The organism is Pseudomonas sp. FG98 (assembly GCF_057808595.1).
Genome location: NZ_JBMDIJ010000008.1, coordinates 25,778 through 42,201, shown reverse-complemented (window position 1 = coordinate 42,201; position 16,424 = coordinate 25,778). Strand labels below are relative to the sequence as shown.

Here is a 16,424-nt window from a genome sequence, read left to right as displayed (position 1 = left end):
CACCTTGTCGTCCGTACCTAGCCCTCATAGCGAGCTGGTTGGCGCACTGTACCGCGACCACCGTAGCTGGCTGCTTGCCTGGCTGCGCCGCAACCTCGCCAGTGCCGAGCGCGCCGAAGACCTGAGCCAGGACACCTTCGTCCGCCTGCTTGGCCGCGACGAGCTGCCGGCGCCGCGCCAGCCGCGGGCGTTCCTCATGGCCGTGGCCAAGGGCCTGCTGTTCGACCACTTCCGCCGTACCGCCCTGGAACAGGCCTACCTGGAAGAACTGCTGCTCGTTCCGGAAGCCGAGCACCCCTCGCCGGAAGCCCTGCACCTGATCCTCGAAGACCTCAAGGCCATCGACCGCCTGCTCGGCAAGCTGTCGAGCAAGGCCCGTGCGGCTTTCCTGTACAACCGCCTGGACGGCATGAGCCACGGCGAGATCGCCGAGAAGCTCGGTGTCTCGGTGCCCCGGGTACGCCAATACCTGGCCCAGGGCATGCGCCAGTGCTACATCGCCCTGTACGGCGAGCCGACATGAACGGGATGAACAGCGCGCCGGTCTCGGCCCGGGTCCTCGATGCCGCGATCAACTGGCAACTGTGCTTCGACACCGGCAGCGGCAGCGCCCAAGAGCGCGCCGACTTCGAACGCTGGCACGCCGCCAGCGAAGAACACGCCCGCGCCTGGCTGCAACTGGGCATGCTCGACCAGCGTTTCGCCGCAGCCGCCGGCCCGGCGCGCAAGGCCTTGCAGCAATCCCGCGTCGGCCTGCGCCAACGCGTGCGCAAGCTCGGCGGCGGGCTGGCCAGCCTGGTGCTGCTGGGCGGCCTGCTCAGCTGGATCAATGTGCATCAGCCACTGGGCTACTGGCTCGCCGACCAGCGCACCGGCACCGGCGAAACCCGCAGCCTGCGCCTGGACGACGGCACCCTGATCAGCCTCAACACCCATTCCGCAGTGGATATCCGCTTCAGCGCCAAGGAGCGCCTGATCGTCCTGCATGACGGCGAGATCTCCATCGAGACCGGGCACAAGGACAACGACCAGCGGCCGTTCGTGGTGGTGACCGATGATGGGCGCATGCGCGCGCTGGGCACCCGCTTCCTGGTCCGCCTGGAAGACGGCGGCACGCGCCTCGGCGTATTGCAGTCGGCGGTAGCGGCCAAGCCGCAGGACAGTGGCGCCGAGCAGGTGGTCCAGGAAGGCCAGCAGGTGCTGATCAGCCACGACCGCCTGGGCCGGGTCGACAAGCTCGGCGTCGGTGCCGATGCCTGGACCCGCGGCATGCTGGTGGTGGACAACGTGCGCCTGGCGGACCTGGTGGAGGAACTGGGGCGCTATCGCAGCGGTTATCTCGGCGTCGCCCCTGAAGTCGCCGACCTGCGGATCACCGGCAGCTTCCCGCTGCATGACACCGACCTGGCGCTGCAGGCGCTGCTGCCGACCCTGCCGGTGCAGGTGCAGCAGCGTACGCCGTGGTGGGTGACCGTGGTGGCTCGCGCCGAAAAGTAGGTGGTGACCTCATCGCTGGCAAGCCAGCTCCCACAGGTCCACGCCGAGCACAAATATTGTGGCTGGCAGAGAACCTTGTGGGAGCTGGCTTGCCAGCGATGAGGCCTTCAAAAGCACCATGGAAATCTAAATCAAAAATATTTTCACTAAGCCCTATCACTTTCTGTTTCTCGCTCGGCATGGAGGCTAGTTAGCACAAAATTCCCGTCGAGGACCCGCATGACCCGCTCAATCGAAAGCCTCCTGCGCCCCAGCCTGCTGGCCGTGGCCATCGCCATCGCTGCGCCCCTGGCCGCCACCCCGCTGATCGCCGCCGAACAGACCCAGCGCAGCTACAACCTGCCCGCCGCCCCCCTGGCCAGCACCCTGAACCAGATCGCCAGCCAGGCCGGCATCGCCCTGGCTCTGGACCCGGCATTGGCCAGTGGCAAGACTTCGGCTCCGGTGAAGGGAGAGTACAGCGGCGTAGTCGCCCTGGAACAGGCGCTGCGCGGCACGGGTCTGCAACTGCAACAAAGCAGTGCGGGGACTTACAGCCTGGTCGCGGTTGAAGAAGGGGTTCTCGCCCTGCCCAGCACCAACATCAACGCCAATGTCACCAGCGCCGATGGCAGCGCTGCCGCAGGCTATCGCGCAGAGAACGTGAAGAACGTCGGCGCCCTCGGCGGCATGAAGCTTCAGGACACGCCTTACTCCATGAGCGTGGTGTCCCAGGAGTTTTTGAAAAACACCCAGACCACCAGCCTCGACGACGTGTTCAAGCGCAACCCGGCAACCCAACTGTACGGACCGCGTGCAGCGGGTTACGCCAGTGCCGTGGCCATCCGCGGCTTCAGCGGTTCGGGCAACATGAACATCGCCAATGACGGCCTGCGCTTCACCAACGGTGCCGATGCCGGCAACTTCATCGAAGACACCGAACAACTGGAAATCATCACCGGCCTGACCGGTTTCCTCTATGGCCCGGCCACTCCCGGCGGCCTGGTGAACTACGTGCTCAAGCGCCCGACCTACGAACGCTACAACAGCGTCACCCTGGGTAATGCCGGTGGCGAGAACTACTACATGCATGGCGACTTCGGCGGCAAGATCGATGACGCCGGCGTCTTCGCCTATCGCCTGAACGTACTGACCCAGGACGGCGAAACCGCAATCGACCTGCAAAAGCACCGCCGCGAGATGATCAGCGCGGCGCTGGACTGGAACGTCAACGACGACCTGCAGATCCAGTTCGACGCTTCCCATCGCAAGAACGAAGTGCGCGGCCTGAGCAGCTACTGGTACGTCTATCCGGGCGCCGAGCGGCCTGATGCCTCGTCACTGAAGAACGACAAGCTGTACAGCCAGAAATGGTCCTTCTCCGATAACGAAACCGACAAGGCTGGCGTGCGTGCCAACTGGCGCCTGAACGACACCTTCACCCTGCGCGCGGCCTTCGCTGCCCAGCAGTACACCGACGAGTTCACCTACACCGGGCCGACCATTTCCACAACCGGTAGGTACAGCCAGCCGCTGTATGCCTTCGCACCGATCGAAACAGAGGAAAAATCCGGCTCGCTGTTCCTGGACGCGGCATTCGCAACCGGGCCGCTGGGCCACAAGCTCACCGTCGGTTACCAGGGCAACACCAGCCGGGTGAAACAGTACGAAGACCACATTCCCTATCCAGGCCCGCAGTACACCTCGCCTGTCGGCGAGATTCCGCTGGACCAGCGCCCGCAGGTCGACAAGCCGTCCTATTCCATCGGCCATGGTGACCAGCGTCTGGCCAACAGCTCGGAAACCAACAACTTCCTGCTCGGCGACATCATCACCTTCAACGAGCAATGGTCGACCATCCTTGGCGTAACCCACACCCAGATCAAGAGCTACGCCAACGAGTTCGTCTATGCCAAGGCCTTCGGCACACCGGAAACCGAGACCAGGTACAACAAGACCAAGACGTCGCCGAACATCTCGCTCATCTACAAGCCGGTACCTTGGCTGACCACCTACGCCACCTACATCGAAGGTCTGCAATCCGGTGGGACCGTACCGAACGATGGCGTCAACGCCGGCCAGATTCTGCCGCCGCAGGTCAGCGAACAATACGAGATCGGCGCCAAGGCAACTGTTGGCGAGACCCTGTTCACCCTGGCCTTCTTCAATATCGACAAGCCGAACAACTACAAGAACAGCCTGGGCTACTACACCCAGGATGGCCGCCAGGAAAACAACGGCATGGAGTTCAGCGTAACCGGCAAGGTCGTGCCTGAACTGACCGTTGTCGGCGGCATTACCCTGCTGGATCCGAAGGTGAAGAAAACCGCCGTTACCGCCAACGAAGGCAATGCCCCGACCAACGTCGCCAAGCAGTTGGCCAAGGTGTACGCCGAATACGACCTGGATGCCGTACCTGGCCTGGCCTTGACCGGCGGTGCCTATTACACCGGCAAGCAGTACGCCGACGAGGCCAACCACGAAAGCCTGCCGTCGTTCACCACTTTCGATGCCGGTGCACGCTACAAGACCCATGTAGCCGATAACGACGTGACTTTCCGTCTCAACGTCGCCAACCTGGGCAACAAGGAGTACTGGCTGAACAGCTTCTACCTGGGTGATCCGCGTACCGTCCAGTTCTCGGCTCAGCTGGAGTTCTAAGCAAGCCCATTGGGCCTTGCGGCCCTTCGCGAGCAAGCTCGCTCCCACAACAGAGAGCGAGCAGGCCGTAAAACAGGCATCAGACCTGTCCGGCCTATCACCTGACGGTTAGCCAAACCATGCAAGCCAAGACCATCCGCCGCTGGTCCTCGATCCACACCTGGACCAGCCTGATCTGCACCCTGTTCCTGCTGCTCCTGGCAGTAACGGGGCTGCCCCTGATCTTCCACCACGAGATCGACCACCTGCTCGGCGATGCTCCCGAGCTGAAGGTCATGCCCGCCGACACGCCGAAGCTGGACCTCCAGCAGCTGGTACTGAAGGCCCAGGCTCATCGTCCCGGCGAAGTGATGCAGTACTTCGGTTGGGACGAGGACGACAGCAACGGCGTGGTGGCGATCATGGCCGCCACCGCTGGCACCGAGCCGAACTCGTCGCACACCTTCATGCTCGACGCCCGGACCGGCGAGGCGGTGGAGATGCCGTCGGCCAACGGCGGCTTCATGATGGTCATGCTGCGCCTGCACGTGGACATGTTCGCCGGGCTGCCGGGCAAACTGCTGCTGGCGTTCATGGGGGTGTTGTTCATCGTCGCGATCATTTCCGGGGTGGTGCTGTATGCCCCGTTCATGCGCCGTCTGGACTTCGCCACGGTGCGCCATGACAAGTCGCGGCGCCTGCGCTGGCTCGACCTGCACAACCTGATCGGCATCGTCACCCTGACCTGGGCCCTGGTGGTCGGGGTCACCGGGGTGATCAGCGCGCTGTCCGACCTGGTGATCGCCGCCTGGCGCAATGAAAGCCTGACGGCGATGGTCGCGCCGTACCACGATGCACCGCCATTGACCGAACTGGCCCCGGCCAGCCGGCTGCTGGATATCGCTGCCGAGGCCGCACCGGGCATGCAGCCGGACTTCATCGCCTTCCCCGGCACGCGCTTCTCCAGCGAGCATCACTACGCGGTGTTCATGAAGGGCAGCACGCACTTGACCTCGCACCTGCTGACGCCGGTACTGATCGATGCCAGCAACCTGCAGGTCACCGCCGTCGGCGAGCGGCCGTGGTACATGGACGCCATGGGCCTGTCGGCGCCGCTGCACTTCGGCGACTACGGCGGCCGGCCGATGCAGATCCTCTGGGCGGCGCTGGATGTGCTGACCATCATCGTGCTGGGCAGCGGCCTATATCTCTGGTGGGTGCGTCGGCGCACAGCGAAGGAGGCCGGTCGATGAACTGGAAGATCTTCGGCATGCCGCTGCTGATCGGTGTGCTCGGGGCGGCGGGGTTGTTCGCCGCGCTGCTCGGCGATGGCTGGTGGGATGCCCTGGCCTGGATCGGGTTGGGGTTGCCGGCGTGGTATGGGTTTCGCGGCCTGGTGCGGTGATGTGGTTCCGGCTCATGGACCGGAACCACGAGAGTCGAGCGTTATTTGAAGGCGCAACTGGAGACGTTGGTGCCGGAACAGGTGCTGTCCTTCCAGCCGCTGCCATCCGGCGCTTTCGCACCCTGCAGGGAGATGCTGACGAAGCCGCTGTCACCACCGATGTAACGGCAGACGACGGATTTGTCCGAGACCTTCGCGCTATCGAACTTGTAGCTCTTCAAGTCATCGCTCAAGTCCCCCATCGGGTTCTCACCTTTCCACTGGGTCTGGTCAACGGAATAAACCACCCCCGGCTCAGGACTTTCGCCCGCCTTTACGACAGGGAGGCTCTGTTTGATCGCACCCGGTTCGGGGCAGGTCGCCGCACCCGCAACACCAGTGATCGAGACCAGGACAAAGGCTATGGCAAAACTCGACATACGCATGACAAGTACTCCGTTACTCGATAATGGAGCCTTTAGCTTGCCGAGCCTGACTAGCCCCTTGCTACTGACAAAAATGTCAGGTCTCAAGATCGATTCGCGATACCTGCCCGCGGCCCGTGACGCCTTCGCTATATGTCCGAACGCAAGGAACAAAACCTTCCCGGGCCACTCCAACACCTCGTTTTCCCTGCCTTTTACGGCTGACGAGGTCCCTCCCCATGAAACGTTTCGCGCTGGTCACCCTGGTGGCCCTGGCAGCCACTTCGGCCTACGCCTTCAACCTCAATGACGCGGCCAATGCCCTCTCGACCATGCAAGGCCAGCAGAACAAGGCCCCGGTCCAGGTGCCGGAGGCCTCGGCCAATCTGCTCAACACCCTGGGCAGCGAGTTGAAAGTCACTCCCGAACAAGCCATCGGCGGCACCGGCGCCCTGCTGGGCCTGGCGCGCAACCAGCTGAGCGGCAGCGACTATGAACAACTGAGCAAGGCCGTGCCGGGCCTGGACATGCTTTCCGGGGAGAACGCCCTGGGCGGGCTGGCGGGGCTTGGCGAATTGCTCGGCAAGGACGGCGAAGGCTCGGCCCTGAGCAATGCCCTGGGCGGCAATGTGAAGAACGCCGGCGACCTGAGCAACGCCTTCAGCGCCCTGGGCATGGACAGCGGTATGATCGGCCGCTTCGCTCCGCTGATCCTCGAATACCTCGGCCAACAGGGCGTGGCCGGGTCGTTGCTGCAGAACCTGTCCGGCATCTGGGGCAGCGGCACTACGGCACCGCTGGCCCCGACGCCGCACTCATCGGTTTAATTCGCCGCGCAGGCGCTCGATACGCGCGTCCTTGTCGTGCCACAGCTGGTTGACCCAGGCCTGCACGGCCTGGCGCACCGCCGGGTCGGTTTCGTAGTCGCCGGCCCACAGCGCCGGGTCCAGCTCGCGCACTTCGATATCGACGATCACCCGCGGAATCGAGCCGCTGACCAGGTCCCAGAAGCCCGGCGCCTTGTTGCCCGGATAGACGATGGTCACGTCCAGCAACGCATCCAGTTGCTCGCCCAGCGCCGCCAGGACGAAGGCCACGCCGCCCGCCTTGGGCTTGAGCAGGTGCTGGTACGGCGACTGCTGGGCGACGCGCTTGGCCTCGCTGAAGCGGGTGCCTTCCAGATAGTTGACCACCGTCACCGACTGGCGCTTGAACAGCTCGCAGGCGGCCTTGGTGATCTCCAGGTCCTGGCCCTTGAGGTGCGGATTCTTGTCGAGGAAGGCCTTGCTGTAGCGCTTCATGAACGGGTAATCCAGCGCCCACCAGGCCAGGCCCAACAACGGCACCCAGATCAGCTCCTTTTTCAGGAAGAACTTGAAGAACGGGATCTTGCGGTTGAGCACCTGGATCAGCGCCGGAATATCCACCCAGGTCTGGTGGTTGCTGACGCACAGGTAGGAGGTGTCGGCACGCAGGCTGGCATTGCCACGCACGTCCCACACCGTGGGGATGCACAGGGAGAAGATCAGCTTGTCGATCTCGGCCCAGGTCTCGGCGAACCACATCACCATCCACGACGCGTAATCACGGTAGCGACCAGGCAAAACCAGCTTGAGCAAGGCAAAGACCATCAGCGGCCCGATCAGGACCAGGGTGTTGAGCAACAGCAACAGGGTGACGAAACTGCCGGTGAGCAGGCGACGCATAAGTCCACTCTTATTGTGGGAAAACAGTCGGCCATTTTAAGCAGCCGGGTGAGGAACACCAAACGTCACCGGCATACGGTCACAGACAAATGTTTCACATTGTGTTCTCTACAGTTTGTTGCTGAACCCGAAGCCCGACGGCAGTCTAAGCACTGTCCCGCTCACAGGAAGTTTTCCATTGAAACCACTACTTGCCCTGCTCGGCCTGCTGTCCCTGCCCGTGATGGCCGCCGAACCCGATCTCTATGGCCGCTACGAGTACATCGGCGTGGCCGATATCGGCCAGACCTTCAAGGCCAAGATGGACACCGGCGCCCTCACCGCTTCGCTGTCGGCGAAGAACATCGAGCAGTTCACCCGTGACGGCGAGGACTGGGTGCGCTTCCGCCTGGCCACCAAGGATGCCGACAACAAGGTCTACGAACACAAGCTGGCGCGCATCAGCAAGATCAAAAACCGCGCCGACGAAGAAGACGAGGAAGGTGCCGAACTGGCCCACCGCCCGGTGATCGACCTGGAACTGTGCCTGGGCGACGTCAAGCGCACCGTCGAGGTCAACCTCACCGACCGCAGCAGCTTCAACTACCCGCTGCTGATCGGCGCCAAGGCCCTGCGCGAGTTCAACGCCGCGGTCAACCCGGCACGCCGCTTCACCGCCGGCAAGCCCGACTGCGGCAAGTAATACGCGACAAGCGGCAAGTGCCATCAGTTGGCTTTACACTTGCCGCTTGTCACTTGCTGCGTGTCACTGCCCTATGCCCCACATCCTCATCGTTGAAGACGAAGCGGCCATCGCCGACACCCTGGTCTTCGCCCTCCAGGGCGACGGCCACACCACCGAGTGGGTCAGCCTCGGCCAGCTCGCCCTGGAACGCCAGCGCCAGCAGCCGGCGGACCTGGTGATCCTCGATATCGGCCTGCCGGACATCAGCGGCTTCGAGACCTGCCGGCAACTGCGGCGCTTCAGCGAGGTGCCGGTGATGTTCCTCAGCGCCCGCAACGGCGAGATCGACCGGGTGGTGGGCCTGGAGATCGGTGCCGACGATTATGTGGTCAAACCGTTCAGCCCGCGGGAAGTCAGCGCCAGGGTGCGCGCCATCCTCAAGCGCATGGCGCCGCCAGCGGCAGCCCCGGTCCAGGTCCGGGCCGACACGCCCTTCCGCCTCGACACCCTGCGCATGCAGATCCATTACCGCGAGCAGCTGCTCAGCCTGACCCGCCACGAATTCCGCCTGCTGCAATGCCTGCTGGAGCAACCGGAGCGGGTCTTCAGCCGCGAGCAACTGCTGGATGCCCTGGGCGTGGCTGCCGACGTCGGCTACGAACGCACCATCGACAGCCATATCAAGAGCCTGCGCGCCAAGCTGCGCACGGTCGCCGCCGACGCCGAGCCGATCCAGACCCACCGCGGCCTCGGCTACAGCTACAACCCGGCGCACAGCTGATGCGCCTGGGCATCCGCATCTTCCTGGTGTACTTCCTGTTCGTCGGGCTGACCGCGTATTTCGTCCTCAACACGGTGCGCGAGCAGGTGCGCCCGGCGGTGCGCCAGTCCACCGAGGAAACCCTGGTGGACACCGCCAACCTGCTGGCGGAGATCCTGCGTGAACAGGTCAAGGCCGGCACCCTCGGCCAGAGCGACCTGCCGCAACTGCTCAAGGCCTACGGCCAGCGCCGGCCCAATGCGCAGATCTGGGGCCTGGCCAAGACCGAGGTCAATCACCGCATCTATGTCACCGACGCCAAGGGCATCGTCCTGCTCGATTCCAGTGGCGAGGCGGTGGGCCAGGACTACTCGCGCTGGAACGACGTCTACCTGACCCTGCGCGGCGAGTACGGCGCCCGCTCGACCCGCAGCAACCCGAACGATCCGGACTCCTCGGTGATGCATGTGGCGGCGCCGATCCGCGACGGCGAGACCTTGATCGGCGTGGTCACCGTGGCCAAGCCCAACCTGTCGCTCAAGCCCTATATCGATCGCTCGGAGCAACGCCTGGTCACCCTCGGCGCCAGCCTGATCGTCCTCGGCCTGCTGGTGGGGGCGGCGCTGTCCTGGTGGCTGGCGCGCTCGCTGCGCCGCCTGACCCGCTATGCCCAGGCGGTCAGCGAGGGCGAGCGGGTCGCCCTGCCCCACTACCGCGGCGGCGAACTGGCAATGCTGGCCGGCGCGGTGGAACGCATGCGCACCCAACTGGAAGGCAAGGACTACGTCGAGCGCTACGTGCACACCCTGACCCACGAACTGAAAAGCCCGCTGGCGGCCATACGTGGCGCCAGCGAGCTGTTGCAGGGGCCGATGTCGGAAGAGCAGCGCCAGCGCTTCGCCAGCAATATCGAAAGCGAAAGCGCGCGTATGGAGCAGTTGATCGAACGCCTGCTCGGCCTGGCCCAGGTCGAACAGCGCCAGGGTCTGGAGGACCAGCAGCAAGTGGCCGTGGCACCGCTGGTCGACGAGCTGCTGATGGCCCGCAGCCCGCGTATCGAAAGCGCCGGGCTGCAGGTGCGCCAGCGTATTCCCACGACCGCGCGCCTGTACTGCGAGCCGTTCCTGATGCGCCAGGCCATCGGTAACCTGCTGGAAAACGCCCTCGACTTCACCCCGCCCGGCGGTCTGCTGGTGTTCGAGCTGGAGCACGACGCGCAGCGCGTGGCCCTTAGCCTGTACAACCAGGGCGAGGCGATTCCGGACTACGCCCTGGGCCGCCTCAGCGAGCGCTTCTATTCCCTGCCGCGCCCCGGCACCGGGCGTAAAAGTACCGGCCTGGGCCTGAACTTCGTCGAGGAAGTGCTGCAGTTGCATGGTGGCTCGCTGGAAATCGCCAACGTCGAGGACGGCGTGCGCGTGCGCCTGTGGCTGCCAGCCAGCCGCCTGGGCTGACCTCCTCGCGGCAAAATCCCACACAAGCTCCACACAAGCTCCCGAAAGCCTCCACACAGCGCCAGCAGACTGGGCTCCTTCTCAAGCGGAGCCCTTTGCATGAACAAATCACTGAGCCTGAAACTCGGCACCATCGCCTTGCTGGTGATGGTGCTGCTGATTCCCCTGCTGATGATCAGCGGCCTGATCGACGAACGCCAATCCCTGCGCGACAGCGTGGTCGAGGATATCGCCCAGAGCTCCAGCCACGCCCAGCAGATCAGCGGGCCGCTGCTGGTGGTGCCGTACAGCAAGTACGAGCGGGTGTGGAAGGTGCAGGACGGCAAGAGCTACCAGGAAACCCAGATCCGCAAGAGCTACCTGGCGTTTCTCCCAGACAGCTTCGTCCTCGATGGCACTGCCAGCACCGAGCTGCGCTCCCGGGGCATCTACGAAGCGCGGTTGTTCCATGCCCAGAGTCGGATCAGCGGGCGGTTCAAGATCCCGGCCAACTGGGGCATCACCAGCGATCTGGACGACTACCGCTTCGAAACCCCGTTCATCGCCGTTGGCATCAGTGATATCCGCGGCATCCAGAACGGCCTGCAACTGAAGCTCGATGACCGCACCCTGGATTTCGCGGCCGGCAGCAAGCTCGACTGGCTGGGCGGTGGCGTGCATGCCGTGGTCGACAACCTCGACAGCAAGGCCGAGATGAACATGGCCTATGCCTTCGACCTCAACCTGCAAGGCACCGGGCAACTGCATGTGCTGCCGGTGGGACGCAGCAGCCACGTGACCCTCGCCGCCAACTGGCCGCACCCCAGCTTCGTCGGCAACTACCTGCCCAACAGCCGCGAGATCGACGCCACGGGCTTCAAGGCGCAATGGCAGACCTCGTTCTTCTCCACCAACCTCGAAGAGGCCCTGACCCGCTGCATCAACATCCAGAACTGCGCCGGCTTCCAGGGACGCGCCTTCGGGGTCAGCTTCGTCGACCCGGTGGACCAGTACCTGAAGAGCGAACGGGCGATCAAATACGCGCTGCTGTTCATCGCCCTGACCTTTGCCGGCTTCTTCCTCTTCGAGGTGCTGCGCAACCTCAGCGTGCACCCGATCCAGTACGCCCTGGTGGGGGCTGCCCTGGCGCTGTTCTACCTGCTGTTGCTGTCGTTGTCGGAGCACCTCGGCTTTGGCCTGGCGTACCTGCTGTCGGCCGGTGGCTGCGTACTGCTGATCGGCTTCTACCTGTGCCATGTGCTGCACAGCATGGGACGCGGGCTCGGCTTCGCTACCGGACTGGCGCTGCTCTATGCGCTGCTGTACGGGCTGTTGAGCGCCGAGGACTATGCGCTGCTGATGGGGGCCTTGCTGCTGTTTGCCCTGCTGGGGGTGTTCATGGTGCTGACGCGGCGGCTGGACTGGTATCGGGCCGGGCAGGTGCGGACATGAGCGGGTTGCGGGAGGAGCGGGAGTTTGGGGAGGCCCTGGTTCAGGGGATCAGGGTCTTGTGGAACGCACAGGTGCTGCTGGCACATAACCTTGTGGGAGATTCTATGGTGGCAGACAAGCAGATTGATGTTGTGACTGCTGGCCTCATCGCCGGCAATGCCGGCTCCCACAGGGTACCGGGCCATTCACAGTATCTGTGCTCGACGCGGTCATTGTGGGAGCTGGCCGGGCGGCGATCCGATTGCCAGCGATGAGGCCCTGGCAGGCAACAGTGTTGAACCTGCTGCCGCCATCGCCGGCAACGCCGGCTCCCACAGGGATCGAGGTCGCCACCGACATTGAGGATCAGGCCGGAACGGTCGCCTTCATCGACTCGCGCTGACTCACCTCGGCATACCACCCTGCCAGCTTCGGCTGCCGTTCACGCCAGCCGAAGTCCGGCATGCGCAGGTCGATATAGCCCAGGGCACAGGCCACGCCGATCGCGGCGACATCAAAGCCCGAGGCGATTTCGGCGAAGTGGTTGTCCTCAAGATCCGCCAGGCCGCGGCGGATCTTTTCCGATTGGGCCTCGACCCACTGCGGCCAACGCTTGTCTTCCGGACGCAGGAAGGTTTCGTAACGGGTCAGCACCGCCGCATCCATGATCGCGTCGGCCAGCGACGCCAGGGTCAGGCGCCGCCAGCGCGCCGAACCTTCGCGGGGAATCAGGGGAATGCCGACATGCTGGTGATCGAGAAAATCGACGATCACCCGGCTGTCGTGCAATACGCTGCCATCGTCCAGGCGCAGCGCCGGGAGCTTGCCCGCCGGGTTGCCCTGGTTGAGGTCGGCATCCGGGCTGACCGGGCTGACATTGACCGACTGCAGGGCAACCCGGTCGATCTGCCCGGTCTCGTGCAGTACCACCAGGACCTTGCGCACGAACGGCGACAAGGGTGAGTGAAACAGCGTCATGCTCGGTGTGGACATTGCAGCTCCTCAGTTGCCTTGCAGGCTGGGTGGCAGGCAGACACCGGTACCGCCGATGCCGCAATAGCCATCCGGGTTCTTCGCCAGGTATTGCTGGTGGTAGGCCTCGGCGAAATACACGGTCGGCGCCTGGGCGATCTCGGTGGTGATCTCGCCGAAACCGGCCTTGTCCAGCTCGGCCTGGTACTGCTCGCGGCTTTCCTCGGCTTCCTGCAGTTGCTGCGGCGAGGTGCAGTAGATCACCGAGCGGTACTGGGTGCCGATGTCATTGCCCTGGCGCATGCCCTGGGTCGGGTTGTGCAGTTCCCAGAACATCGACAGCAGTTCGCGGTAGCTGAGCTTGTCCTTGTCGAACACCACCAGCACCACCTCGGTGTGGCCGGTCAGGCCGGAGCAGACTTCTTCGTAGGTCGGGTTCGGGGTGAAGCCACCGGCGTAGCCGACCACGGTGCTGATCACGCCTTCGCGCTGCCAGAAGCGCCGTTCCGCACCCCAGAAGCAGCCCAGGCCGAAGATGGCGAAATCCACCGCGCTTTCGAAGAACGGGCCAAGCAGCGGCGTTTCAGTGAAGACGAAGTGTTTTTCCGGCAGGGCCATCGGGGTTTCGCGGCCAGGCAGGGCCTGTTCCGCGGTAGGCAGGACGCTTTTATTCACGAGGATTTCCGAACGCAAGACCATGAACCCATTCCTCTTGTCAGGTAGGCAGGCACCGCCGCAGCGATGCCTTCAGGGGGATAGACCGGTAGTGTGCCCGAGTGTTGCGTGGCTGTCAGGCCGTTGGTCCGCGTGGATAACGCTTGAGCTTGTCGACCAGTTCATCCCCCGGGATCGGCTTGTCGAACAGGTAACCCTGGCCAACGTCGCAGCGATGCCGACGCAGGAACGCCAGCTGCTCCGCCGTCTCGATGCCTTCGGCGACCACCTTGAGCTTGAGGTTGTGGGCCATGGCCACCACCGCCGAGGTGATTTCCATGTCGTCCTGGCTGTCGGGGATGTCGTTGATGAAGCTGCGGTCGATCTTGATGATGTCGATCGGGAATTTCTTCAGGTAGCTGAGCGAGGAATAACCGGTGCCGAAGTCGTCCATGGCCAGGGTCAGGCCGAGCTGCTTGAGCTGGTCGAGTTGGCGGCGGGTGTCTTCGGTGGCTTCCAGCAGCAGGCCTTCGGTCAGTTCCAGCTCCAGCAGGTGCGGCGGCAGCGCCTCTTCCTGAAGGATGTTGGCGATGGAAGCGACCAGGTCGGGGTCGGAGAACTGCTTGGGTGACAGGTTGATCGCCACCTGCAGGTTGCCCATGCCCTCGGCCGCCAGCTCCTGGCTCATGCGGCAGGCCTGGCGTGCCACCCATTTGCCGATGGGGATGATCAGGCCGGTTTCCTCGGCGACGCTGATGAACTGGTCCGGGCGGATCATGCCCTTTTCCGGATGGTTCCAGCGCAGCAGCGCCTCCAGGCCGAGCAGGCGCCCGGTACGCAGGCAAAGCTTGGGCTGGTAGAACACCTGCAGCTCGTTCTGCGCCAGGGCGCGGCGCAGGTTGTTCTCGACGAACAGCTTGTAGCTGGCCTCGGCGTTCAGCGCCTCGGTGAACACCTGGACCTGGTGCTTGCCGTTGGCCTTGGCCTTGTGCAGGGCCAGGCCGGCGTTCTTCATCAGGGTCTGCGGGTCGCTGCCATGCAGCGGCGCGCAGGCCAGACCGACCGAGCCGGTGACGTTGATCAACTGGTTGTCGACGAACATCGGCTTGTCGAGGGTGTTGAGCAGTTGCTGGGCAGTCTGCTGACCGCTTTCCAGGTCGGTGTTGTCCAGCAGCACAGCGAATTCGTTACTGGCGAAGCGCGCCAGGCTGCCGCCCGGGCTGAGGCTGTTGCGCAGGCGCCGGGCCAGGCTGACCAGCAGCTTGTCGCCGGTCTGGTGGCCGAGGCTGTCGTTGATCCGCTTGAAGTTGTCGATATCCACCAGCAACAGGCAGATCGGCGTATCGCTGTCGCGGGCAAAGCGATCGTCGAGGTTGCGGATGAACGCCGGGCGGTTGCCCAGGCCGGTCAGGTTGTCGGTGTAGGCCAGGCGCTCGATGCGCTGCTGGGCCAGCTTGCTCTGGGTGATGTCTTCGTAGATGCCGATGTAGTGGGTCAGCTCACGGTTGTCGCCATACACCTTGGAAATCGACAGTTGGCCCCAGTAGGGTTCGAGGTTCTTGCGCCGGCTCTTGAACTCGCCCTGCCAGCTGTTGCCCACGGCCAGGCTGGACTCGTCGGAGAGCAGCTCGCTGAGGTTCTCCAGGGCCGACAGCTCGGACAGGCGATGTCCCTGGACTTCTTCCGAGCTGTACTGGGTGATCTCGGTGAAGCTCGGGTTGACGTACTCCACCACGCCATCGCGGTTGACCAGCAGGAAGGCGTTGGCGCTCTGCTCCACCGCACGCTGGAACAGGTGCAGGGCACTCGTCGCGGCACGGCGGTTGTGGTTGTTGATGACCTGGGCGAACTGGTCGGCCAGCTCGCCGGCGAAGGCGATCTCGTCGCTCTGCCAGGCCCGCGGGCTGCCACCGTGCTCCAGGCACAGCACGCCGACCACCTGGCCGTCGATGCGGATGCTGGCATCGAGCATGGCGATCACATCGCGCGGGCGCAGGCTCTCGGTGATATCCCGGGTGCGCGGGTCGTGGCTGGCGTTGTGCGCATCGATGGCCCGGCTGGTGTGCAGGGCTTCCAGGTAATCCGGAAAAAGCCCGGCATCGATCGGCTTGGGCGTGCGGTACTCGCGGGTCTCGCGGTAGAACGCGGAGATCGGCTCCAGGCGCTGGCCTTCGAGGTACCAGAGGCTGGCGCATTCGATCTTGTAGATATCGCAGGCGCTGCGGGTGATCAGCTCGGCGGCTTCCTGCAGGGAATTGCCGGCGCTGTAGCGGTGCCGCGCCAGGTGCAGGATCAGTTCCTGCTGGGCGCGCACCCGCTCCAGGTGTTCGAGCTGTTCCTGCTGCGCCTGCTGGTTGAGTTTGAGGGCGATCTGCAGGCGGTTGTTGCGGGTTTCCAGGTCGTCGGCGCTGAGTTCGGGGCTGATGCCCTCCTGCTCGTCGAGCACCAGCAGGTAGCCGCGCAGCAACTGGCGGTTGTGCTGCTTGTAGGCCTCGCCCAGTTCGAGCATGTACATCGGCCCGTGGCTGGTGTGCAGGGTGTAGCGACTCAGGTAATGGCTGCCGTTGACCAGTTGCGCCTGGATGCTGTCATGCAGCTTGTAGCGGGCCTCGGGCTCCATCAGGCTGGCGTAGGGCGAGCCGACCAGCGCGCACAGCTCCACCGCCGGCAAGCCGAATTGACGTTCGCAGCCCGGATCGAGGTAGAGCATTGCCCAGCTCGCTTCGTTCAGCCGCTCGAAGCGCAGCATGCCGAGCCGCGAGGGCACCGGTAACTGCGTCACTACCTCGGCCGCCGGACGGCTGGCAGCATCGGTTTGGCTCTTCATGGAAAGCTCGCTCGAATAAGACTGATGGCACAGGCGTTGGCACTTTGCTATG

General features: G+C 64.2%; 15 protein-coding genes. 10 read left to right on the top strand and 5 right to left on the bottom strand.

All coding sequences use genetic code 11. The features are described 5' to 3' along the window. Positions 1-4 precede the first annotated feature (4 nt). The 5 genes from ACODSK_RS08325 (at position 5) to ACODSK_RS08305 (ending at position 5,521) form a co-directional block, all read left to right on the top strand. Positions 5-523 (top strand): RNA polymerase sigma factor, encoded by a 519-nt coding sequence (locus tag ACODSK_RS08325; protein ID WP_489015282.1) that lies wholly within the window; start codon positions 5-7, stop codon positions 521-523. Continuing rightward, positions 520-1,497 (top strand): FecR domain-containing protein, encoded by a 978-nt coding sequence (locus tag ACODSK_RS08320; protein ID WP_489015280.1) that lies wholly within the window; start codon positions 520-522, stop codon positions 1,495-1,497. The genes ACODSK_RS08325 and ACODSK_RS08320 overlap by 4 nt, the downstream gene beginning before the upstream one ends. Before the next feature lie 219 nt (positions 1,498-1,716). Further along, entirely contained in the window at positions 1,717-4,137 is a 2,421-nt protein-coding gene (locus ACODSK_RS08315; RefSeq protein WP_489015278.1) for a TonB-dependent siderophore receptor, read from the top strand. A 119-nt stretch (positions 4,138-4,256) separates the two neighbouring features. Next, positions 4,257-5,369 carry a PepSY-associated TM helix domain-containing protein gene (locus ACODSK_RS08310; protein WP_489015276.1) on the top strand — a complete coding sequence of 371 codons (1,113 nt, stop codon included), beginning with the start codon at positions 4,257-4,259 and terminating at the stop codon, positions 5,367-5,369. After that, complete coding sequence (locus ACODSK_RS08305) at positions 5,366-5,521, top strand: hypothetical protein (protein WP_489015275.1); 156 nt, start codon at positions 5,366-5,368, stop codon at positions 5,519-5,521. Before ACODSK_RS08310 ends, ACODSK_RS08305 begins: the two co-directional genes overlap by 4 nt. A gap of 41 nt (positions 5,522-5,562) precedes the next feature. Here ACODSK_RS08305 and ACODSK_RS08300 read toward each other — a convergent pair whose 3' ends face one another. Then, positions 5,563-5,946, bottom strand: coding sequence for a hypothetical protein (locus tag ACODSK_RS08300; RefSeq protein WP_489015273.1), 384 nt, complete (start codon positions 5,944-5,946; stop codon positions 5,563-5,565). A gap of 218 nt (positions 5,947-6,164) precedes the next feature. On the opposite strand from ACODSK_RS08300, the gene ACODSK_RS08295 reads away from it, so the two are divergent. Then, positions 6,165-6,752, top strand: coding sequence for a DUF2780 domain-containing protein (locus ACODSK_RS08295; protein ID WP_489015271.1), 588 nt, complete (start codon positions 6,165-6,167; stop codon positions 6,750-6,752). Here ACODSK_RS08295 and yihG read toward each other — a convergent pair. Further along, a complete protein-coding gene (gene yihG, locus ACODSK_RS08290; protein ID WP_489015269.1) occupies positions 6,741-7,631 on the bottom strand; it encodes a 1-acylglycerol-3-phosphate O-acyltransferase, YihG family in 891 nt (296 codons plus the stop codon). The genes ACODSK_RS08295 and yihG overlap by 12 nt on opposite strands. A 178-nt stretch (positions 7,632-7,809) precedes the next feature. Between yihG and rloA2 the strand changes: the two genes are divergently transcribed. The 4 genes from rloA2 (at position 7,810) to creD (ending at position 11,940) form a co-directional block, all read left to right on the top strand. Beyond that, on the top strand, positions 7,810-8,313 hold the full coding sequence (rloA2, locus tag ACODSK_RS08285; RefSeq protein WP_489015267.1) for a retropepsin-like aspartic peptidase RloA2: 504 nt from the start codon (positions 7,810-7,812) through the stop codon (positions 8,311-8,313). A gap of 73 nt (positions 8,314-8,386) precedes the next feature. After that, complete coding sequence (gene creB / locus ACODSK_RS08280) at positions 8,387-9,076, top strand: two-component system response regulator CreB (protein ID WP_489015265.1); 690 nt, start codon at positions 8,387-8,389, stop codon at positions 9,074-9,076. Continuing rightward, positions 9,076-10,509, top strand: a complete 1,434-nt coding sequence (creC, locus tag ACODSK_RS08275) for a two-component system sensor histidine kinase CreC (protein ID WP_489015263.1) — start codon at positions 9,076-9,078, stop codon at positions 10,507-10,509. Before creB ends, creC begins: the two co-directional genes overlap by 1 nt. Positions 10,510-10,608: 99 nt before the next feature. Next, positions 10,609-11,940: a cell envelope integrity protein CreD gene (creD, locus tag ACODSK_RS08270; protein ID WP_489015261.1), complete on the top strand. Its 1,332-nt coding sequence runs from the start codon at positions 10,609-10,611 to the stop codon at positions 11,938-11,940. A gap of 345 nt (positions 11,941-12,285) precedes the next feature. Here creD and ACODSK_RS08265 read toward each other — a convergent pair whose 3' ends face one another. From ACODSK_RS08265 to ACODSK_RS08255, 3 genes are all read right to left on the bottom strand, one after another. After that, positions 12,286-12,912 carry a glutathione S-transferase gene (locus ACODSK_RS08265; RefSeq protein WP_489015259.1) on the bottom strand — a complete coding sequence of 209 codons (627 nt, stop codon included), beginning with the start codon at positions 12,910-12,912 and terminating at the stop codon, positions 12,286-12,288. A gap of 9 nt (positions 12,913-12,921) precedes the next feature. Further along, positions 12,922-13,590 carry a peptide-methionine (S)-S-oxide reductase MsrA gene (gene msrA / locus ACODSK_RS08260; RefSeq protein ID WP_489015257.1) on the bottom strand — a complete coding sequence of 223 codons (669 nt, stop codon included), beginning with the start codon at positions 13,588-13,590 and terminating at the stop codon, positions 12,922-12,924. Positions 13,591-13,681: 91 nt separating this feature from the next. Continuing rightward, positions 13,682-16,372 carry a putative bifunctional diguanylate cyclase/phosphodiesterase gene (locus tag ACODSK_RS08255; protein ID WP_489015255.1) on the bottom strand — a complete coding sequence of 897 codons (2,691 nt, stop codon included), beginning with the start codon at positions 16,370-16,372 and terminating at the stop codon, positions 13,682-13,684. Positions 16,373-16,424 lie beyond the last annotated feature (52 nt).